The sequence below is a fragment of the Pseudarthrobacter sp. LT1 genome, assembly GCF_035621795.1.
Classification (GTDB): domain Bacteria; phylum Actinomycetota; class Actinomycetes; order Actinomycetales; family Micrococcaceae; genus Arthrobacter.
The window spans coordinates 2,798,450-2,819,591 of sequence record NZ_CP141830.1 but is presented as its reverse complement, the minus strand read 5'-3'; the positions used below and the strand labels follow the sequence as shown (position 1 = coordinate 2,819,591).

Here is a 21,142-nt window from a genome sequence, read left to right as displayed (position 1 = left end):
TATTCCCACCGTTCCAAACCAGTTCCAAAACCAGAGAAGATCCACAAGGAAGAGTCCGATGAGCAAAGGATCGCCCATCAGCCCCTCGCTGATGGCCACCAAGTCCGCTGGAGCCCCCAAGGCTCCGGAACGCGCCGACCGGACGGCTGACCATGCCGCCGTCGTCGCCGACCTTGCTGCCGTCTCTCCTGTCCTTGGGCCGAACAACGTCGTACCCCCGACGGTGATGACCGGCTCGCAAGCAATCGTCCGCTCGCTCGAAGAACTCGGCGTCGACGACATTTTCGGTTTGCCTGGTGGCGCGATCCTGCCCACCTACGACCCCCTGATGGCCTCCACCATGAACCACGTGCTGGTCCGTCACGAACAGGGAGCCGGCCACGCCGCGCAAGGCTACGCCATGGTCACCGGGCGGGTGGGCGTTTGCATCGCCACCTCGGGCCCCGGCGCCACCAACCTCGTTACCGCCATCATGGATGCCCACATGGACTCCGTGCCCCTGGTGGCCATCACCGGCCAGGTATCCAGCGGCGTGATCGGCACCGATGCGTTCCAGGAAGCCGACATCGTGGGTATCACGATGCCCATCACCAAGCACTCCTTCCTCGTGACCGACCCCAACGACATCCCGCACGTCATGGCAGAGGCCTTCCACCTGGCCTCGACCGGCCGCCCCGGCCCGGTGCTGGTGGACGTTGCCAAGGATGCCCAGGTGGGCCAGATGACCTTCTCCTGGCCGCCGAAAATCGACCTGCCGGGCTATCGTCCGGTGACCCGCGGGCACAACAAGCAGGTCCGCGAAGCGGCCAAACTCATTGCCGCGTCCACCAAGCCTGTGCTGTACGTGGGCGGCGGCGTGGTCAAGGCACATGCCTCGGCCGAGCTGCTCGCCCTCGCCGAAGCCACCGGCGCGCCGGTGGTGACCACCCTGATGGCCAAGGGCGCGTTCCCGGACTCCCACCCGCAGCACGTCGGCATGCCCGGCATGCACGGCAGCGTCTCCGCCGTCACGGCCCTGCAGCAGTCAGACCTGCTGATCACGCTCGGTGCCCGCTTCGATGACCGCGTCACCGGCGTGCTGAAGACCTTCGCGCCCAACGCCAAGGTCATCCACGCCGACATCGATCCTGCCGAAATCTCGAAGAACCGCACCGCTGACGTGCCTATCGTCGGGTCGGTCAAGGAGATCATCCCGGAACTGACCGAGGCCGTGCGCAGCCAGTTCGATGCTTCCGGGACCCCTGACCTCACCACCTGGTGGGCCTTCCTGAACAACCTCAAGGAAACCTACCCGCTGGGCTGGACGGAACCGGACGACGGCCTGATCGCACCGCAGAAGGTCATCAAGCGGATCGGCGAGCTGACCGGCCCCGAGGGCGTGTATGTGGCAGGCGTGGGCCAGCACCAGATGTGGGCCGCCCAGTTCATCAAGTACGAGCGCCCGCACGCCTGGCTGAACTCGGGTGGCGCCGGCACCATGGGATACGCCGTACCGGCAGCCATGGGCGCCAAGGTGGGCAACCCGGACCGCGTGGTCTGGGCCATCGACGGCGACGGCTGCTTCCAGATGACCAACCAGGAACTGGCCACCTGCGCCATCAACAAGATCCCCATCAAGGTAGCTGTCATCAACAACTCCTCGCTGGGCATGGTGCGGCAGTGGCAGACCCTCTTCTACGAGGGCCGCTACTCCAACACGGACCTCAACACCGGCCACGACACGGTCCGCATTCCGGACTTCGTCAAGCTGGGGGAGGCCTACGGCTGCGCGTCGTTCCGTGTTGAACGCGAAGAAGACATCGATGCCACCATCCAGAAGGCCCTCGAAATCAACGACCGCCCCGTGGTCATCGACTTCGTGGTGAGCCCCAACTCCATGGTGTGGCCAATGGTGCCCGCCGGCGTGAGCAACGACCAGATCCAGGTTGCCCGCAACATGACCCCGGAATGGGAAGAGGAAGACTGAGCATGAGCCGCCACACACTTTCCGTCCTGGTTGAGGACAAGCCCGGCGTCCTGACCCGCGTGGCCAGCCTCTTCGCCCGTCGCGCCTTCAACATCAACTCTCTGGCCGTGGGCCCCACCGAAGTGCCGGGCGTGTCCCGCATGACGGTGGTGGTCGACGCCGACGGCGACCTCATCGAGCAGGTCACCAAGCAGCTCAACAAATTGGTCAACGTCATCAAGATCGTTGAGCTGACCCCAGAATCTTCCGTACAGCGCGACCACATCCTGGTCAAGGTACGTGCGGATGCCGCAACACGTCTGCAGGTAACCCAGGCCGCAGACCTGTTCCGCGCCTCAGTGGTCGACGTCTCCACCGACTCCGTCGTCATTGAAGCCACCGGCCACCCCGAAAAGCTCACAGCCCTGCTCTCAGTGCTGGAGCCCTTCGGCATCCGCGAAATTGTGCAGTCCGGCACCCTGGCCGTTGGACGGGGATCCCGCTCCATGAGTGACCGGGCGCTCCGCTCCGCCTAGGCATTTGCGTCCAGGCGGGACCACGCGCCCGTAACCGCAGCACCGCAAGACCACTATCTACAACCACTCAAGAGGAGTTACGCAAGTGACTGAAATGTTCTACGACGACGACGCCGACCTGTCGATTATCCAGGGCCGCAAGGTTGCCATCGTTGGCTACGGTTCCCAGGGCCACGCCCACGCGCTGAACCTGCGCGATTCCGGCGTCGAGGTCGTCATCGCACTGAAGGACGGCTCCAAGTCCACCGCCAAGGCCGAGGACGCCGGCTTCACGATCAAGAACGTTGCCGACGCCGCCGAATGGGCCGACGTCATCATGATCCTCGCGCCGGACCAGCACCAGCGCGCCATCTACAACGACTCCATCAAGGACAAGCTGACCGCCGGCAAGGCCCTGGCCTTCGCCCACGGCTTCAACATCCGCTTCGGCTACATCAAGGCGCCGGAAGGCGTTGACGTCATCCTGGTTGCCCCGAAGGCTCCGGGCCACACCGTGCGCCGCGAGTTCGAAGCCGGCCGCGGCATCCCTGACATCATCGCCGTCGAACAGGACGCATCGGGCAACGCCTGGGAGCTGGCCAAGTCCTACGCCAAGGCCATCGGCGGCACCCGCGCCGGCGTCATCAAGACCACCTTCACCGAAGAGACCGAAACTGACCTCTTCGGCGAGCAGGCCGTGCTGTGCGGCGGCGTTTCCCAGCTGGTCCAGTACGGTTTCGAGACCCTGACCGAGGCCGGCTACCAGCCGCAGATCGCCTACTTCGAGGTGCTGCACGAGCTCAAGCTGATCGTTGACCTCATGTGGGAGGGCGGCATCGCCAAGCAGCGCTGGAGCGTCTCCGACACTGCAGAGTACGGCGACTACGTCTCCGGCCCGCGCGTCATCACCCCCGAGGTGAAGGAAAACATGAAGGCCGTCCTGGCCGACATCCAGTCCGGTGCATTCGCCAAGCGCTTCATCGAAGACCAGGACAACGGCGCCGTCGAGTTCAAGGAACTGCGCGCCAAGGCTGAGCAGCACCCCATCGAGGCCGTTGGCCGCGAACTGCGCTCCCTGTTCTCCTGGCAGCAGCAGGACGTGGACTACGTGGAAGGCTCCGCAGCCCGCTAAGGCTGCCAGCGCAACCGCATAGACCCCAATGGTGAGGCCGGGTTCACACTTAACAATGTGAGCCCGGCCTTTCTGTCGGCCTAGACTTGTTTCCATCCCCAGGACTGCAACGCAGAGGATCAGCCGTGTCAAAACCCGTAGTACTGCTCGCCGAAGAACTTTCCCCCGCCACCGTCGAGGCCCTTGGCCCGGACTTTGAAATCCGACAGACCGACGGTGCCGACCGTTCCCAGCTGCTCTCGGCGATCAGCGACGTGGATGCCATCCTGGTCCGCTCCGCCACCCAGGTGGACGCCGAAGCGATCGCCGCGGCCAAGAACCTGAAGGTCATCGCCCGCGCCGGCGTGGGCCTGGACAACGTGGACATCAAGGCCGCCACCCAGGCCGGCGTGATGGTGGTCAACGCCCCCACGTCCAACATCGTGTCCGCCGCGGAACTCACCGTGGGCCACATCCTTAGCTTGGCCCGCCACATCCCGCAGGCCAGCGCCGCCCTCAAGGACGGCGAATGGAAGCGCTCCAAGTACACCGGCATCGAACTGTTCGAAAAGAAGATCGGCATCATCGGCCTGGGCCGCATCGGCGCCCTGGTGGCGGCACGCCTCAAGGGCTTCGACACCAAGATCCTGGCCTACGATCCCTACATCACCTCGGCCCGCGCCGCGCAGCTCGGCGTGCAGCTGGTTACCCTGGACGAGCTCCTGGCCCAGTCCGACTTCATCACCATCCATATGCCCAAGACCCCCGAGACCGTGGGCATGCTTGGTGCGGACGCATTCAAGAAGATGAAGTCCACCGCCTACGTGGTCAACGTGGCCCGCGGCGGCCTCGTCGACGAAGAAGCGCTCTTCACGGCCCTGCAGGACGGCGAAATCGCCGGCGCCGGTGTGGACGTCTTCGCCAAGGAACCCAGCACCGACCTGCCGTTCTTCAAGCTCGACAATGTAGTGGTCACCCCGCACCTGGGCGCCTCCACCGACGAAGCCCAGGAAAAGGCCGGCGTCTCCGTGGCCAAGTCCGTCCGCCTTGCCCTCGCGGGCGAGCTGGTCCCGGACGCCGTCAACGTCGCCGGCGGCGTCATTGCCCCCGACGTCCGTCCTGGCATCCCGCTGATCGAGAAGCTCGGCCGGATCTTCACCGCGCTGACCCACGCGTCCCTGACGCAGTTCGACGTCGAAGTGGCCGGCGAAATTTCCTCCCTCGATGTCAAGGTGCTGGAACTTGCGGCACTGAAGGGCATCTTCGCCGACGTCGTGACCGAGCAGGTTTCCTACGTCAACGCGCCCGTCATCGCCGAGCAGCGCGGCATCAACGTCCGCCTGATCACCACGCCGGAGACCGAGTCCTACCGCAACGTCCTGACCCTGCGCGGCGCCCTCAGCGACGGCAGCCAGATCTCCGTGGCCGGCACCCTGACCGGCCCCAAGCAGATCGAGAAGCTCGTGGGCATCAACGGCTTCGAGGTGGAAATCCCCATCAGCGAGCACCTTGTGGTGGTTGCCTACACCGACCGCCCCGGCGTCATCGGAACCATCGGCCACATCCTGGGCATGAACAACATCAACATCGCCGGCATGCAGGTGGCCCGCTCCAACGAGGGCGGCCAGGTCCTGGCCCTGCTGACCATCGACAGCTCCGTTCCCCAGCAGGTGCTGGACGCGATCAAGGCCGGCATCGGCGCTGAGATGGTCCGGGAAGTGGACCTGGAAGACTAACGCGACACACCGGCCGAAACGCCGAAAGCCGCTCCTCCGCAAGGGTACGTCCGTGCGGAGCCACGTATGATTGGCCGGTCTGCTTACAATGGCTACGTCCTGATTCGGGACCATAGCCGGCAGACCGGCCAATACCTTTTGCACATCCGTCCGTCATTGCCCACGTCTGCCCGGGGGATGGATGTGCGCGCACGCAATCCAGGTTTCAGGGAGTTCCATGAACGCCGTCCAGAGGTTCATCAGAAGCAGGGTGCTGCTGTTGACCGCGGCCATCTTGATCGCAGCCATGTGCTTGTCGGTCGTCGTCCAGAGCCAGTCACAGGCTGCGCTCAACCGGACGGTCAATGAAAATTCGAGGGGGCTCTACGACATCCTGGTCCAGGCGAAGGCGCCGTCCGGGGCGCTGCTGCAGCCCGAGATCGCCAACGGCGCTGGCGGCATCGGCTTTGACCAGCTGGACTCCATCAGGAAGCTGTCCGGCACCTCCGTAGCCGCCCCCATCAGCCTGGTCTCCCGCGTCACACAGAACCTCGAGACGCCCCGCCTCGACGCCATGGACTACCTCGGCTACAACGCAGGACTGGCAGGCACCGCCACGGCGGACCAGGCTGCCGGCGCCACCGCGCCGGACAAGTGGCCCGCCGCTGAATCGGTGCTGACCGATGCTGCCAAGAAGTACCGCCTGACCGCCAGCGCCGTGAGCTCCGATGGACACTCCGAGCAGACGCTCTTCAAGACCACGGCCGAGGGCAGCCTGGGCAAGGCGCGCCTCGTGGAGGAAAAGGCACCTGGCGGCAGCAGCATCCGCATCGCCCCGGCAGAAGGGGAGACCGGCATCAAGTTCCCCGCCCCCGCCGGCGGCTCGGAGCACAACCTCTTCAACCTCTCCGTGGCCTTGCCGCTCGCCCCTGAGGTCACCGAGTCCGTCGTGGCCGTCGACCCTGCCGCCGAACGGGCATTGCTCGGCTCCGCCGGCGACTTCCTTGCTCCGCTGGAGAAGGCGCCCCCCGCTGATGCGCGTGACGCAGGCGCCGTGGGCCGCTACCTGGAAGGGCTCTTCACCAAGGGCATCAGCATGGACCAGCTGAAGGAAGGGCCGGACTTCCTGGGCGTCAAGCTCAAGTACTGGGCCCCCTTGATGACCCAGTACCAGCAGGCCAAGCGCACCGGCCAGCTGACCAGCGCCTCGCAGGCAGTTCCACTGATTGTCCGCTCCGGTACGACGCTGGACCTTAAGTACAACGTCAAGATCGAGGAAATTGACGGCGCCGGCAAGGTAGTCAAGGACGTCGGCACCGTGTCGAAGTCCCTGGGCGAGGACTACCTGCCCTTCGTTTCCAAGGACCCCTTCGTGTTGTCCTGGCCCGGCTCCACGGACCACTCGTCCCTCCTGGGCAGCAACGGAAACTTCAACCCCGGCCTGTACACACCCGCCAAGTGGAGCACCAACTTTGCCGGAGCCCCCAAGTACACGGACGGTGACACAGCCGCCAACGGCGCCGTGGACAAGACCGCCGTTCCCGGTGAGTGGGTCACCGTCAACCGGCTGCCGGACAAGGCCGCCAACGGCGCCCCCGTTGACCAGACCCAGCGCGACCCCGTGGACGAGCGGTCGTACCGGGACAACCTGCCCACCGGCCAGCAGCAGGCCGCCTCGCCGCTGCCCATGGTCTACGGCACGTTCGACCCCGCCGCAGTTGAGGCAGCCTCCGGTGACGTGAACAAGCTTCCGCTCGGAGGGTACGACCCCACGCCGTTCACCCTGGAGAAGGACGCGGCCGGCAAGGACGTGCCGGCAGCGGAACTGAAGCCGTCGCTCAGTGCCACCGGCCTGGCCAGCCAGTCCGCCGGTGCCATCACCGACTACTACGGACTCGCCGCCGCTCGTGGCTACAAGCAGAACGCCGCCGTCATCGACGCCGTCCGCGTCCGCGCCAAGGCGCCGGGCAGCTGGAAGGACGCCCAGCCCGAGGTGGAGAAGCTTGCCGCCGAGATCCGGGACATGGGCCTGGACGCCACTGTGGTGGCCGGTTCGGCCCGTGAGGACACCAGCATCTTCGTTCCGGGCTACTCCAAGGACGGAGCCGGCAAGGAATCGGCACTGGGCACGGTGCAGCAGTCCTGGGTACGGCAAAATGCCGCCGAAGCGGTGGCCGGAGCTCTTTCCGGGACCAACATCACCCTGCTCTTCCTGACGCTGTGCGGGGCCGCCCTCCTGACGGGCGCATCGACCGTGAGCTACATCCGCAAACGCCGCAGCGAGGCCGGAACACTGCGGGCCATGGGCTGGACCCAGCGGCGGATCCGCAGCTGGGTGCTGGAGGAATTCGGCGTCGGCGCCGTGCTGCTCGCCGCTGCGGGCATCGTCCTGAGCCTGCTGAGCTGGAGCTTGGCCACCGCCCTGGTGTGCGCCGCTGTCCTGGTGCTCTACTGCGCTGCGGCCCTGTTTGCCGCCCGGCAGCTCCGGCACCGCGACGTCATTGACCAGGAACCGCAGCACGACGAACGCCTCATCCCGGTCGACTCGCCACTGACCTTCGCCAACCGGCAGCTGAGCACCAACAAGTTCAACACCTTGTCCCTGGCAGTCGCGGTTGGTGTCTTCGGTGCTGCGGTCGGCGGCCTGATCGCCCTGCTGATCGACATTCCGCGCGCCGCCGGAGCAAGCGCCCTGAGCGGGCTGGCCGCAGCGAGCGTAACGCTGCCCAGCATCCTGCTGGCGCTTGCCGGCGTGGCCGTGGGGCTGGTGCTGACCCTGGTGACGGGACGCTTCGAGCTCAATGCCAAACGGCAGTACCTTGGCATCCTCCAGGCCATGGGCTGGAACCCGGACATGCTCCGCCAGGTCCGGTTGTTCGAAAACGCACTGGTGGGAACCGTGGCCCTGCCGCTGGGCGTGCTGGGCGCCCTGGGCATCGGCCTGCTGCTGGCCCCCTATGCAGCCATCTGGGCTGCCGTGGCCGGGCTGGTGGCTGTGCTTTGCTGGATACCGATTGCAACGAAAGTGGTCCAATGACAAACCCGACGAACGTCCAGCGCAGCCGCAGGAGCGGCTCCAACGAGGTCCCCCTGCAGACCCGGGCCAACACCATCGTCAAGTCGGCCGACCACGCCACCCCGCTGGAGATGCGCGACATCACCATCCGCTATGGCGGCGGAAAGGGCGGCGCCGAGGCCGTGAGCGTGGTGGAAGGCTTCGACCTGACCCTGCACGCGGGCGAGATGCACTGCGTCGCCGGCCGAAGCGGCTCCGGCAAGACCAGCATCCTGACCGTCGGCGCGGGACTTACCCTGCCGACGTCGGGCCGCGTGTTCTGGGAAGGTGATTCGCTCGAAAGCCTGGGCGACGACGAAATCGCCGACCGCCGTCGCGCCCTGATCGGTTACGTGGACCAGGGCGGCGCCCTGATCGACGGGATGAGCGCCCTGGAAAACGTCCTCCTGCCCGCCGTTCCGGACGGCGAAGTGGAGCAACGGCGGGACATGGCCAAGGACCTGCTGGACCTGGTGGGCCTGGGCCGCCGCATGCGGCACCGCCCCGCCCAGCTGTCCGGCGGTGAACGCCAGCGCGTGGCCATCGCCCGGGCACTGATCCTCGGCACCAGGGTGCTGGTGGTGGATGAGCCCACCGCCTCCCTGGACCGTGCCTCCGCCAACCGCATCATCAGCATCCTGAAGGACACCACCTCCGATGGCATCGCCGTCCTGGTGGCCTCGCACGACCACGAACTGGTGCGTCTGAGCGATACCCTGACAGAACTGATCTAGTCCGCCCCCTTACGCACCGAAGGTAACCGTCCGAACGTGACTGCTCCAGAGAAAACGCCGTTCTACATCACCACGGCCATCACCTACCCCAACGGCGTGCCGCACATCGGGCATGCCTACGAGTACATTGCCACCGACGCCATGGCCCGCTTCAAGCGGCTGGACGGCTTTGACGTGATGTTCCTGACCGGCACCGACGAGCACGGCATGAAAATAGCCCAGACGGCGGAGAAGGAAGGCATCACCCCCAAGGAACTGGTGGACCGGAACGTTGCGGTCTACAAGGGGGCGCACTCCGCCCTGGGCATTAGTTACGACCGGTTCATCCGCACCACCGACCCGGACCACTACGCTGCCTCGCAGGCCATCTGGAAGAAGATGGAAGCCAACGGCGACATTTACCTCGACAAGTACGAAGGCTGGTACTCCGTCCGGGACGAGGCCTTCTACGCCGAGGATGAGACCGTGGTGAAGGACGACGGCGTGCGCTACTCGAAAGAGACGGACACCGAGGTGACGTGGACGGCGGAGGAGAGCTACTTCTTCCGGCTCTCCGCCTACCAGGACAAGCTGCTGGCCCTCTACGAATCCCACCCGGAGTTCGGCGCACCCCAGTACCGGTTCAACGAGGTCATCAGCTTCGTCAAGCGCGGCCTGGAGGACCTGTCCATCAGCCGGACCACCTTCGACTGGGGCGTTCCGGTCCCGGGCAACGACAAGCACGTCATGTACGTCTGGGTGGACGCGCTGACCAACTACCTGACCGGGGTGGGGTACCCGGACGTGGACTCGGAGAAGTTCACGAAGTACTGGCCGGCCGATCTCCACATCATCGGCAAGGACATTTCCCGGTTCCACGCCATCTACTGGCCCGCCTTCCTCATGAGCGCAGGGCTGGAACTGCCCAAGCGCGTCATGATCCACGGCTTCCTGCACAACAACGGGGTCAAGATGTCCAAGTCCCTGGGCAATGTGGTGGCACCGGCGGACTTCGTTGCCCGCTACGGCCTGGACCAGGTGCGGTTCTTCTTCCTGCGCGAGGTTCCCTTCGGCGCGGACGGCAGCTACAACCACGAGGCCATCGTGGGCCGCATGAACTCGGACCTGGCCAACAACTTCGGCAACCTTGCCCAGCGCTCCCTGTCCATGGTGGCAAAGAACTGCGATGCCGCCGTTCCCACGCCCGGAGCCTTTACGGCAGAGGACGACGCGATCCTCGCCCAGGCGAACGGGCTCCTCGAGGCCGCACGCGCCGCCTTCGACAAGCAGGAGTTCAGCCGCGCCCTGGAATCCATCTGGAGCGTGCTGCACCACACCAACGCCTACTTCGCCGAGCAGGCACCCTGGGTCCTGCGGAAGACCGACGTCGAACGCATGAACACCGTGCTGTACGTGACGCTGGAGGTCCTGCGGATCGTGGCGGTCCTGGCCCAGCCGGTCATGCCCGACGCCACGGCCAAGCTCCTGGACGCCCTCGGCCAGCCGGAAGGCGACGCCCGGCAGTTCGCGGCAATCGCAACCCCGATCGTGCCCGGTACGCCGCTGCCCGCTCCCACCCCGGTGTTCCCCAAGTTCGAGGAACCAGCGGAGTAGGTTCCTTCCTCCGCGAGCCCGGCGGACGCGCTCATGTCCAAAAGCTGAGACGTTTTGACCAGCATATGGATGTCTTGGCTACCCTGAAACCATGAGCGCATCCTCCATCGATCTTGCAGTTATTCCCGGCGACGGCATCGGCCCCGAGGTCATTGCCGAGGCCCTCAAAGTCCTGGAAAAGGCTGTGGCGGCGGAGGGCGTGGAGCTCAAGCCGACCCACTATGAGCTCGGCGCCGAGCACTGGCTGGCCACGGGGGAGACCTTGCCGGATGCAGTCCTCGCCGACCTGAAGACCCGCGATGCCATCCTCTTCGGCGCTGTGGGTGCCGCCCCCGGCGATACCCGCATCCCGTCCGGCATCATCGAGCGTGAGCTGCTGCTCAAGCTGCGCTTCAGCCTGGACCATTACGTCAACCTGCGGCCGTCACGGCTCTACGGAACCGTCGGCAGCCCCTTGGCCAACCCCGGCACCATCGACTTCATCGTGGTGCGCGAAGGAACCGAGGGTCCGTACGTGGGCAACGGCGGCACGCTGCGGGCGGGAACTCCGCACGAGGTAGCCACCGAAGTGTCCCTGAACACCGCCCACGGAGTGGAGCGCGTAGTCCGCGACGCATTCCGCCGCGCCAGCCTGCGGGAGCGCAAGCACGTCACCCTGGTGCACAAGCACAACGTCCTGGTCTTCGCCGGGCACCTGTGGAAGCGCACCGTCGAAGCCGTGGCCAAGGAATTCCCCGGGGTCACCCATGACTACCTGCACGTGGACGCGGCCACCATCTTCATGGTCACCGACCCGTCCCGCTTCGACGTCATCGTCACCGACAACCTGTTCGGCGACATCCTCACCGACCTCGCCGCGGCCGTCACCGGCGGCATCGGCCTGGCAGCCTCCGGCAACATCAACATGGACCGCACCGCGCCGTCCATGTTCGAACCGGTCCATGGGTCCGCGCCGGACATCGCCGGCCAGGGCAAGGCTGACCCCACCGCGGCCATCCTCTCCGCCGCGCTCCTGCTGGACCACCTCGGCTACACCGACGCTGCCCGCAGGATCGAAGCGGCCGTCGTCGCCGACGTCGAAAAGCGCGACGGTACCGCACGCAGCACCAGCGCCGTGGGCGACGCCATCACTGCCGGCCTGTAGCCCGCGCCGGGGCCGCCGGCATCGGGCGTAAGCTTTACTCGAATCACCAAATGCCGCCTTCCCGTTCAGCGCTGAACCCCGGGCGGCCGATCGTGGAGGAACCATGACTCAGACCGCCCATGGCGTCGAATTCACCCGGCAGCCCTCGGAGAACCCGAAGTCCGCCGAAGAGCGTGCAGCCATCCTGGCAAACCCGGGATTCGGCAACTACTTCACCGACCACACCGCCATCGTCGACTACAGCGTGGACGCGGACGGCAACGGCGGCTGGCACGACGCCCGAATCGAACCCTACGGTCCGATCGTGCTCGACCCCTCCGCCGCTGTCTTCCATTACGGCCAGGAGATTTTCGAAGGGCTCAAGGCCTACCGCCACGCGGACGGCTCCGTCTGGACCTTCCGTCCCGAAGCCAACGCGGCACGCCTGAACAAGTCCGCGCGCCGGCTTGCCCTGCCCGAGCTGCCGGCCGAATACTTTCTTGGCGCAATCCGTGAACTGGTGGCCGTGGACAAGGAATGGGTTCCCTCCGGCGACGGCGAAGCGCTCTACCTGCGGCCCTTCATGATCGCCACCGAGGCCTTTCTGGGTGTCAGGGCAGCCCGTGAAGTGTCCTTCCGCGTGATCGCATCGCCGGCCGGCAACTACTTCGGCGGCGAACTCAAGCCGGTGTCCATCTGGATCTCGCGTCACTACGCCCGTGCAGGCCGCGGCGGCACCGGCGACGCCAAGTGCGGCGGCAACTACGCTGCCTCCCTGATCGCGCAGCAGGAAGCCGAAGCCAACGGCTGCAAGCAGGTGCTGTTCCTGGACCAGGCCAACGACAACGCCGTGGAAGAGTTGGGCGGCATGAACGTGTTCTTCGTCATGAAGGACGGGTCTTTGGCCACTCCCGCCCTGACCGGCACCATCCTGGAAGGCGTCACCCGCATGTCCGTCATCCAGGTGGCCAAGGACATGGGCCGCGAGGTGGCCGAACGCAAGATCACCCTGGACGAGTGGCGCGACGGCGTGGCGTCCGGCGAGATCACCGAGGTGTTCGCCTGCGGTACCGCAGCTGTGATCACTCCCATCGGGGTCCTGAAGGATGACACCGAGTTCATCGGCTCCGAGGACGCCAAGGCCGGCGAGGTCACCATGGCCATCCGTGAAAAGCTCCTGGGCATCCAGACCGGCGCCGAGCCGGACACCCACGGCTGGCTCACCCGCCTGGCATAGTTTCAGGCTTCAACGCACGACGGCGCCTGCCGGACTTTGGTCCGGCAGGCGCCGTTCTGCGTTTCAGCCGACGGCGGGTTGGTCAGCGGCGTGCTGCCTTCCGGGCCGCGTTCTTCATGGCTTTTCGGGAGACCGGCTTGAGCGCCTTGCGGGCCGCTTCCTCCGCCAAAGCCCGGTTGCGCCGTGCGTCGATGAGGTCGTTCCAAAGGGCCGTGGCGAACACGCCACCGTCCTGGGCATAGACGTCGTACGGGTAGCCGGCGAAAACGGCAGGGGTGGGGCCGCTGGTGAACAGGTCCTTGTTGGTGGCCTTCGCCACGGCATCGCCCACAGCCCAGGTCCTGGTCAGGTGCCGCGTGAGGTTCTCCTGCACGAAGACGTTGGCATCGCCGGACCGGGCGGCCTGGTCCAGCAGGGATTCCAGGTCCGTGGCAACGATTGCGGCGCCGGCCTGGTCTGCCGGCGCGGAGGCGGCATCGAGTTCCGCGGAGATGCCGGCGACGGCCTCCGTCCAGTCCGGGGTTTCACGGAACTTCCGCCACGTCGGGAACCAGACGATGCTGCCCGTGGCGTGGTTGTGGACGTGCAGCAGGCCAGTGGCCTTTTCGGTGGCCGAGTGGTCGTGGCCGTCGGCGTCCGCCTGGGCGAGAAGGTCTGCGAGTGATGCTGTGCTCATGGGCGGTATCCGGCTTCCTGATGGAGATCGTGGTGCTGTCACTGTGCCAACCCGCAGCCGGCGCCCTTCTATTCCGGCGGCCCGCAGCGGCCAGGCTGGGGGAGGGGTGGCCATGGATGCAAGGATGGGTCCGTGACTTTCAATCCCGGCCCGGTCCTGCAGCGGAGCAGCGCACTCACGCAATTCTTCCTTGCCCCCAACCCGGGTCCCATGAGCCTGGACGGCACCAACTCCTACGTCCTGCGCGCGCCCGCGCATTCTGCCGTGGTGGTGGTGGATCCCGGACCGGAGGATGAAACGCACCTGGCCGCACTGGCCGGCGTTGGCACCGTGGAGCTGATCCTGGTGACCCACCGGCACGCGGACCACACTGCCGGCTCCGCGCGCCTGCACGAGCTCACGGGCGCACCAGTCCGCGCCATGGATGCCAACCACTGCCATGGCGGGGGAGAACCCCTGGCGTCCGGGGAAGTTATCCGGGTGGCAGGGCTGGAGATCGCAGTGCTTGCCACCCCTGGCCACACCTCCGACTCCGCCTGCTTCCACCTGCCGGCGGACGGGCAGAACGGATCGGTGCTGACGGGGGACACCATCCTTGGCCGGGGGACCACCGTGCTGGACTACCCGGACGGGACGCTGGGCGATTACCTTGCATCCCTGGACCTGCTGGAGGCCATGGGCCCTGCAACAGTCCTGCCCGCGCACGGCCCGGTGCTGCCGTCCCTGGAGTCTGCAGCCCGCGACTACCGGACGCACCGGGAGGAACGGCTGGTGCAAATACGCGCTGCACTGGCCCGGCTGGGCCGGGACGCAACCGTGGGTGAGGTGGCTGACGCCGTCTATGCCGGCGTCGGACCTTCCGTCCGGCGCGCCGCTGAACTGTCCGTGGCCGCCCAGCTCTCGTACCTGCGCGGCGGGGATGAAGGGCAGGCGGCCGCCGCCGGGACGGTAGGGTAGGAGCCATGCGTATTGCCAGGTTTGTCGTCGATTCCGATCCCCTGTACGGCGTTGTGGAAGGTGCTCCCGGCAGTGAGGAAATCACTGTCATCCACGGCGACCCCTTCTTCAACGGCGTGGAGCGTACCTCCGTGCGCCACAAGCTGGAGGACGTCCGGCTGCTGGCGCCCATCATTCCCCGAAGCAAGGTGATCGGTGTGGGCCGGAACTTCGTGGAGCACGCCCATGAGCTCGGCAACGAGGTACCCGCCCAGCCGCTGCTCTTCCTGAAGCCCAACACCGCCGTCGTTGGCCCCAACGACCCCGTGGTGCTGCCGGAGTTTTCCGAGGAGGTCTCCTTCGAGGCCGAACTCTGCGTGGTCATTGGCCGCATTTGCAAGGACGTGCCGGAAGACCGCGTGGACGATGTCATTTTCGGGTACACCTGCGGCAACGACCTCACGGCCCGTGACGTCCAGAAAACCGACCTGCAGTGGACCCGTGCCAAGGGCTTCGACACCTCGGCGCCGCTGGGTCCCTGGATCGAAACCGACCTGGACACGGAGGACCTGCAGATCCAGGGCCGCCTGAACGGTGAGGTGCGCCAGGACGGCAGCACCAGCCAGATGATCCGTGGCGTGCGCGAACTGGTGTCCGTGGTGTCCCAGGCGTTTACCCTGCTGCCCGGCGACGTGATCATGACCGGTACCCCTGCCGGAGTGGGGCTGGTCAAGGAGGGCGACCGCTTCGAGGTGGAAATCGAGGGCATCGGCCGGCTGTCCAACCCCATCGTCCGCCGTTAGCACTGGCCCGCAGGGCGGGAGGCGGGATCCGGCCGGGCGGGTAAAGTTGAAGCCACTATGAGTATCGCTTCTTCGTCACCTGCCGCCTCCATTCCCCCCGTCACCGCGGAAACGCCCGTGCGGGTCCGTTTCTGCCCCTCGCCCACGGGCACCCCGCACGTGGGACTGATCCGGACGGCCCTGTTCAACTGGGCCTACGCGCGCCACACCAAGGGCACGCTGGTCTTCCGGATCGAGGACACGGATGCGGCTCGCGACAGCGAGGAAAGCTACCACCAGCTGCTGGATGCGCTGAAGTGGCTCGGCATCGACTGGGACGAGGGCGTGGAAGTGGGCGGCCCGCACGAGCCGTACCGGCAGTCCCAGCGCGGCGACATCTACCAGGACGTTATCAAGCGGCTGCAGGAGGGCGGATTCATCTATGAGTCCTTCTCCACCCCGGAAGAGATCGAGGCACGCCACCGCGCCGCAGGCCGCGACCCGAAGCTCGGTTACGACGGCTTTGACCGGCACCTGACCGACGAGCAGCTGGCACAGTACCGGGCCGAAGGCCGGCAGGCTGTGCTCCGCCTGCGGATGCCGGACGAGGACATCACGTTCACCGACCTCGTCCGGGGCGACATCACCTTCAAGGCCGGGTCGGTTCCCGACTTCGCCGTGGTGCGGGCCAACGGTGCGCCGCTGTACACCCTGGTCAACCCCGTGGATGACGCACTGATGGGCATCACGCACGTGCTGCGCGGGGAGGACCTGCTCAGCTCAACGCCCCGGCAGGTCGCCCTGTACCGGGCCCTGTATGCCATCGGTGTTGCCGAGTACATGCCGGAGTTCGGACACCTGCCCTACGTCATGGGCCAGGGAAACAAGAAGCTGTCCAAGCGGGACCCCGAGTCCAGCCTCTTCCTGCACCGCGAGCGGGGCTTCATCCCGGAAGGGCTGCTCAATTACCTGTCACTGCTGGGCTGGTCCCTCAGCGCGGACGAGGACATCTTCACGGTAGAGCAGCTCGTGGAGCACTTCGACATCCATGACGTCCTGGGCAACCCCGCGCGCTTCGACCTGAAGAAGGCCGAGGCCATCAACGGCACCCACGTCCGGATGCTCGAACCGAAGGTCTTCCGCGACCGGGTGGCGCACTACCTGCGCGAGGCCGGCCTGGTGGGGGAGATCCTGACCGACCGTGAGGAGGAGATCCTCACCGAAGCGGCACCCCTGATCCAGGAGCGCATCACGCTGCTGGGTGAAGCGCCCGAGATGCTGGCATTCCTGTTCAAGGCAGACGACGCCGTCGACGTTGCCGATGACGCCCGCAAGGGCCTCCCCGCCAACCTTCCCGAGGTCCTGGACGCCGCCATCGCCGCCCTGGAGCCGGTGGCGGACTGGACGGCGGAGAACATCCAGGCTGCACTCAAGCAGGCCCTGGTGGAAGACATGGGCATCAAGCCGCGGCTCGCCTTCGGTCCGGTCCGCACGGCGGTTTCCGGCCGCCGCGTCTCGCCGCCCCTGTTCGAGTCCATGGTGATCCTGGGCAAGGAGTCGTCCCTGCGCCGGCTCCAAGCCTTCCGCGGCTGATGACCGCCCCCAGCCAGGCACCCGCCGGCGTGTTGCAGACACCTTTCGGCGCTGTCCGGGGTGTCCTGTTCGACATTGACGACACCCTGGTGGACCTCGAATATTCAATGACCACCGCCCTGCGCGAGGTCAGTGAACACCTCCTGCCCGGCCTGGACCAGGCCGGATGGGAGCGGTTCGGGCGCATCTTCACGCACGAAACCACGCATTACTACGACCGCTACCTTGCAGGTGAGCTGACGTTCAACGAACAGCGCCTGCTCCGGGGAAGGGCGGCGCTGGGGCACTTCGGCGTGGAGCTGGCCGACGGCGAGGAATCACACCAGTGGTTGAGCGCCTACATGGAGAAGCAGCCCGCTTATGTGAAGCCGTTTCCCGATGTGCTGCCCCTGCTCGATGCCCTGGACCAGGCGGGCGTCCCGTATGGCGCCGTGAGCAACAACGTCCACGATTACCAGCGGGCCAAGCTGGACGGCGCCGGGCTGGAGCGGATCACCCACCTGGTGGGCACCGACACCCTGGGCGTCGCCAAGCCGCATCCGGCGATGTATCTCGAAGGCGTCAGGCTCCTGGGCACTGGTCCTGCCGAAACGCTGTATGTCGGCGACAACCGGCTGCTGGATGCAGAAGGCTCGACGGCGGCGGGCCTGGTGGGTGTGTGGCTCAACCGCGTGGGGGAGGTCGTGGACGACTTCGAGGGCGGCATGGTCGCATCCCTGGACCAGCTGCTGGGATAAGCTTCCGCCCACAGCGGCCGCTGCCCTTCTTGCGGGACGGCGGCCGCTGTGTCGACAAAAGTGCCCCGGGTGTCAGGCCGCAGCTTCCGGCCGCAGGGAACGCCTGCGGAGGACCAGGTAGGCCCCGACGGCGGCAGCCACCAGCAGCGCCACCACCACAAGTGCGACTGCAGGGTTGTCCAGCCACGACGACGGCGATACAGCGGCCACCTTCGAGTGCAGCTCCTGCGTGCCGGCCGCGATTTTCGCATTGCCGTCCGCCAGCTTGCCCGCACCGTCGGCGAGTTTGACTGAGCCGTCGTCCAGCTTGCCGTTGCCGTCCGCGAGCTGCCCCGTTCCGTCGGCCAGCTGGGCGGATCCGGCCTGCAGCTGGCCTGTGCCGCGGCTCAGGGCCACTGTGCCGTCGGACAACGCCTCGGTTCCGGCCAGCAGGCCAGGGTTGGCGGGGTCTTCGCCGCCGTTGATTCCGGCGCTGAGTTTGGTGGTGCCGTCCTGGAGGTTGTTTGCGGCGTAGATCAGTCCGGGGCTGTCCGGGTTGCCGGGGACGCCGTCCATTCCTACCCTGATCTTGGCCGTGCCCTCGGCCAGCATGGACGTGCCCAACACCACACCCGGATTTTGCGGGTCCGTCGCATTGAGCTTCCCGGCCAACGTGGCAAAGCCCGCCTTCAGCCGGGCCGCCCCGTCATCCAGCTGGGCGGCTCCCGTGGTCAAACTGCCGGTTCCGGCCTTAAGCTGCCCGGCGCCGTCGTTCAGCTTCGCTGCTCCCGCATCGAGCTGCCCCGCTCCCGCGTAGGCGCGCCGGCCGCCGTCGGCCAACTTGGCGATCTGGTCCTTGATGACGGCCAGGGGAACCAGGCCCTGGGGCCCGTTCGCCGCCGCTTCAAGCTGGTCCAGCCCCTGGCTGAGCGCGGCGAGCCCGTCTCCCTTGGCCGGATCATTCCCCGCGCCGGGGTAGCCCTTCAGCTGCGCTGTTCCGTTCTTCAGCGCCGCTGTCCCTGCGCTCAGGCTGGTGGCGCCGGCGTCGAGCTGACCGGCGCCTGCCGCGAGCCGGCCGGTACCCGCCGCCAGCTGTCCCGCACCGTCGGCAAGGTTGTTCGGCGCGTTTCCGGCAGCAGTGGGAGTCAGCGCCGCGGACAGTGCGATGGCGCCGGCCTGAAGCTTGTGGGCGCCGTCATCCACCTGGTAGACGCCGGGGACGAGTTTGTTCAGGACATCATTCTGAAGCTTGGTGGTGCCGGCATGCAGCTTGTCCACCCCGGGCGCCAGCTGGTCACGGACTCCGGAGAAGATCTTCCCGGCACCCGCCTGCAGGGCCGCAGCCCCGGTATTAAGCTCGGCACTTCCCTCCTTGACCTTGACCGAGCCGTCCTTGACCTGGCCCGCGCCTTTGTTCGCTGCGCCGGCTCCTGTGGCCAGCTGCCCGGAGCCGTCCCTGAGCTGCGACGCCCCCGCGGCCGCCTGCCCGGCACCGTCCATGAGCTGGGCGGCACCGTTGGAAATCTGGCCGGTGAGGTAGGTGTAGAACGCAAGGAACAGGGTGAGCAAGAGGGACAAGGCGATGATTGCGATGGACTGTGACCGGGGTCTGGGCCTGGCTGCGGCAATGGTTGCTGTGCGGGTTGTCAACGCTGACACTTCCTAACTTCCGCCGGACGACGCTGCCCGGGGGGCGAAAAACCGTGGCTGGTAAGGCGTTCCCGTTTTCCTCGTGGGCGCCCCATGAGAGGGGAAAGGGAGATTGTTACTGATGGGTAACTTACTCGAGGGTAACCATACGGGCGGAAGGTGGGCAAGGGGTTTGGTGCAACCGTTCTGCCGTGGCTCCCGCGCCTGTCCGGCTCTCGATTTGTGCGAGCCGAAAGTCTCGGGTAAAGTAATTTCTCGTGCTGAGGCGCACGGAGCAGGGAAAACGCCCTGAAATCCGGCCCGAAAGTGCCATTGGGATATGGTGTAATTGGCAACACTACGGTTTCTGGTACCGTCATTCTAGGTTCGAGTCCTGGTATCCCAGCTCTGGTTTGAGTGCTGATTTCAGCCGCAAAACAGGAGGTTTCCACTCGGTTCGCCGATTTGAAACCACGGCAAAGTGTGTGAAATACTCACTGAGCTTGAGCAGCGGAAACGCTGCCGGCAGTACACGGCCCCATCGTATAGCGGCCTAGTACGCCGCCCTCTCACGGCGGTAACGCGGGTTCGAATCCCGCTGGGGTCACCATCGGAAATGGTCCCGGGCAACAGCCCGGGGCCATTTTTGGTTAAAACTGCGCTGACCTCGCGCAAACGTTGCGGGGCCCCGCCTACTCTGAACTCCAGGGGCGAGCGTCGGGGGAAGATGTGCTGGGGAAACTTTTTGCTGATGGCAAGAATTCGTTGAATGCCATCCGGCTGGTGCTCGCAGCCCTTGTGGTTGTTTCGCACTCATGGTGGCTTGGCGCCTATGGGCCCGAACCGGCACCGGGGGGAGTCAAGCTGGGGAGCTGGGCAGTTCTTGGATTTTTCGGTATCTCCGGGTACCTGATCACCCGGAGCAGGATGCGGGTGACGGGCAGTACCTATTGGCGTGCGCGCTTCCTGAGAATATTTCCCGGACTTGTCGCCTGCGTAGCGGCAGTAGCGTTTGTCATCGCCCCACTGACGGCCGTGACGACAGGGCGGAGCTATTGGTTTCCCGACGCCGTGCTCTACTTTGCAAGCAACCTGTCCGCGGGATTCCCCGGAGTTGCCATTGGGGGCATTCCGGGATCGTTGGACGGCGTTCCTGATCCCCGACTGTGGAACGGGCCCCTATGGACTTTGTTCTGGGAAATCGCCTGCTACATGTTGATCGGCGTTTTGTTTTCCGCGCTTAAGGCGGAGTTGGCGCGGGCGGCGGTGCTTTGTCTCTTCCTTGCGGGCACCGTTGCCGCATTTGCCGTTGATGCCGGCTGGACCTTCCCGCCAACCCCTTACGATTGGCCTCTTGTGCCGGTGATCACCTTTCTCGCTGGCTCGCTGGTGTACATGTTCCAGGACTGGATCCCGGCGGGACGCGGAGCCGCATTGTTGTCCGCTGGCTTCGTCGTGTTGGTTGCTTCGCTGGGTTACGCGCAGTCGCTCGTGCACATACCGCTGTGTATTCTCCTTCTGGCCAGCTCTCTGCATCTGCCGTTGTCACGTATCGGTTCGCGCTTCGATATCTCTTATGGCGTGTACATCTACGGCTGGCCGGTCCAGCAGGTCCTGGCGTCCATGGGGCTGCATACTGGGGTTCCACCGCTGCTATTCGCCGCGGCATCGCTGCTGGCGCTAGCGCCTGCAGCCTGGCTATCGTGCCGTTACGTGGAAATGCCGGCGCGGAGCTGGTTCCCACTTACAAAAGACCGGGGGCCAGCCACTCAACTGGCATGA

Annotated in this window: 16 protein-coding genes and 2 tRNA genes; 16 read left to right on the top strand and 2 right to left on the bottom strand. The window is 66.0% G+C overall.

The annotated features are described in order from the left end of the window. Window positions 1–58 precede the first annotated feature (58 nt). The 9 genes from VIK36_RS13260 to VIK36_RS13220 all read left to right on the top strand — a co-directional run bounded on the left by VIK36_RS13260 (window position 59) and on the right by VIK36_RS13220 (window position 13,028). A complete protein-coding gene (locus VIK36_RS13260; protein ID WP_159631697.1) occupies window positions 59–1,966 on the top strand; it encodes an acetolactate synthase large subunit in 1,908 nt (635 codons plus the stop codon). Window positions 1,967–1,968: 2 nt separating this feature from the next. Beyond that, complete coding sequence (ilvN, locus tag VIK36_RS13255) at window positions 1,969–2,481, top strand: acetolactate synthase small subunit (RefSeq protein ID WP_043453275.1); 513 nt, start codon at window positions 1,969–1,971, stop codon at window positions 2,479–2,481. An 85-nt stretch (window positions 2,482–2,566) separates the two neighbouring features. Continuing rightward, a complete protein-coding gene (gene ilvC, locus VIK36_RS13250; protein ID WP_324642249.1) occupies window positions 2,567–3,592 on the top strand; it encodes a ketol-acid reductoisomerase in 1,026 nt (341 codons plus the stop codon). 125 nt (window positions 3,593–3,717) lie between these two features. Further along, entirely contained in the window at window positions 3,718–5,307 is a 1,590-nt protein-coding gene (gene serA / locus VIK36_RS13245; protein WP_018768338.1) for a phosphoglycerate dehydrogenase, read from the top strand. 217 nt (window positions 5,308–5,524) lie between these two features. Continuing rightward, window positions 5,525–8,323: an ABC transporter permease gene (locus tag VIK36_RS13240; protein ID WP_324642247.1), complete on the top strand. Its 2,799-nt coding sequence runs from the start codon at window positions 5,525–5,527 to the stop codon at window positions 8,321–8,323. Next, window positions 8,320–9,075 carry an ABC transporter ATP-binding protein gene (locus VIK36_RS13235; RefSeq protein WP_324642246.1) on the top strand — a complete coding sequence of 252 codons (756 nt, stop codon included), beginning with the start codon at window positions 8,320–8,322 and terminating at the stop codon, window positions 9,073–9,075. Before VIK36_RS13240 ends, VIK36_RS13235 begins: the two co-directional genes overlap by 4 nt. A gap of 36 nt (window positions 9,076–9,111) precedes the next feature. After that, a complete protein-coding gene (metG, locus tag VIK36_RS13230) occupies window positions 9,112–10,668 on the top strand; it encodes a methionine--tRNA ligase (RefSeq protein WP_324642245.1) in 1,557 nt (518 codons plus the stop codon). Window positions 10,669–10,759: 91 nt separating this feature from the next. Continuing rightward, window positions 10,760–11,812, top strand: a complete 1,053-nt coding sequence (locus tag VIK36_RS13225) for a 3-isopropylmalate dehydrogenase (RefSeq protein ID WP_324642244.1) — start codon at window positions 10,760–10,762, stop codon at window positions 11,810–11,812. 103 nt (window positions 11,813–11,915) lie between these two features. Further along, on the top strand, window positions 11,916–13,028 hold the full coding sequence (locus VIK36_RS13220) for a branched-chain amino acid aminotransferase (RefSeq protein WP_324642243.1): 1,113 nt from the start codon (window positions 11,916–11,918) through the stop codon (window positions 13,026–13,028). Window positions 13,029–13,110: 82 nt separating this feature from the next. Here VIK36_RS13220 and VIK36_RS13215 read toward each other — a convergent pair whose 3' ends face one another. Beyond that, window positions 13,111–13,704: a hypothetical protein gene (locus tag VIK36_RS13215; protein ID WP_324642242.1), complete on the bottom strand. Its 594-nt coding sequence runs from the start codon at window positions 13,702–13,704 to the stop codon at window positions 13,111–13,113. Between the two features lie 132 nt (window positions 13,705–13,836). Here VIK36_RS13215 and VIK36_RS13210 point away from each other — a divergent pair, with 132 nt between their 5' ends. Genes VIK36_RS13210 through VIK36_RS13195 form a run of 4 tightly spaced genes read left to right on the top strand, consistent with a single transcriptional unit; the run spans window position 13,837 to window position 17,752 of the window. After that, window positions 13,837–14,661, top strand: a complete 825-nt coding sequence (locus tag VIK36_RS13210) for an MBL fold metallo-hydrolase (RefSeq protein WP_324642241.1) — start codon at window positions 13,837–13,839, stop codon at window positions 14,659–14,661. A gap of 5 nt (window positions 14,662–14,666) precedes the next feature. Further along, a complete protein-coding gene (locus VIK36_RS13205; RefSeq protein WP_224026426.1) occupies window positions 14,667–15,443 on the top strand; it encodes a fumarylacetoacetate hydrolase family protein in 777 nt (258 codons plus the stop codon). A 57-nt stretch (window positions 15,444–15,500) separates the two neighbouring features. Then, the gene (gene gltX, locus VIK36_RS13200) at window positions 15,501–17,015 is read left to right on the top strand and encodes a glutamate--tRNA ligase (protein ID WP_324642240.1); all 1,515 of its coding nucleotides are present in this window, start codon (window positions 15,501–15,503) and stop codon (window positions 17,013–17,015) included. Then, a complete protein-coding gene (locus tag VIK36_RS13195; protein ID WP_324642239.1) occupies window positions 17,015–17,752 on the top strand; it encodes an HAD family hydrolase in 738 nt (245 codons plus the stop codon). The genes gltX and VIK36_RS13195 overlap by 1 nt, the downstream gene beginning before the upstream one ends. 72 nt (window positions 17,753–17,824) lie before the next feature. On the opposite strand, the gene VIK36_RS13190 is transcribed toward VIK36_RS13195, so the two are convergent. Next, entirely contained in the window at window positions 17,825–19,381 is a 1,557-nt protein-coding gene (locus tag VIK36_RS13190; protein WP_324642237.1) for a hypothetical protein, read from the bottom strand. A 313-nt stretch (window positions 19,382–19,694) separates the two neighbouring features. On the opposite strand from VIK36_RS13190, the gene VIK36_RS13185 reads away from it, so the two are divergent. The 3 genes from VIK36_RS13185 to VIK36_RS13175 all read left to right on the top strand — a co-directional run bounded on the left by VIK36_RS13185 (window position 19,695) and on the right by VIK36_RS13175 (window position 21,142). Next, window positions 19,695–19,766 (top strand) — tRNA-Gln (locus VIK36_RS13185). Between the two features lie 128 nt (window positions 19,767–19,894). Next, window positions 19,895–19,970, top strand: a tRNA-Glu gene (locus VIK36_RS13180). A 119-nt stretch (window positions 19,971–20,089) separates the two neighbouring features. Then, entirely contained in the window at window positions 20,090–21,142 is a 1,053-nt protein-coding gene (locus VIK36_RS13175) for an acyltransferase (protein WP_324642235.1), read from the top strand.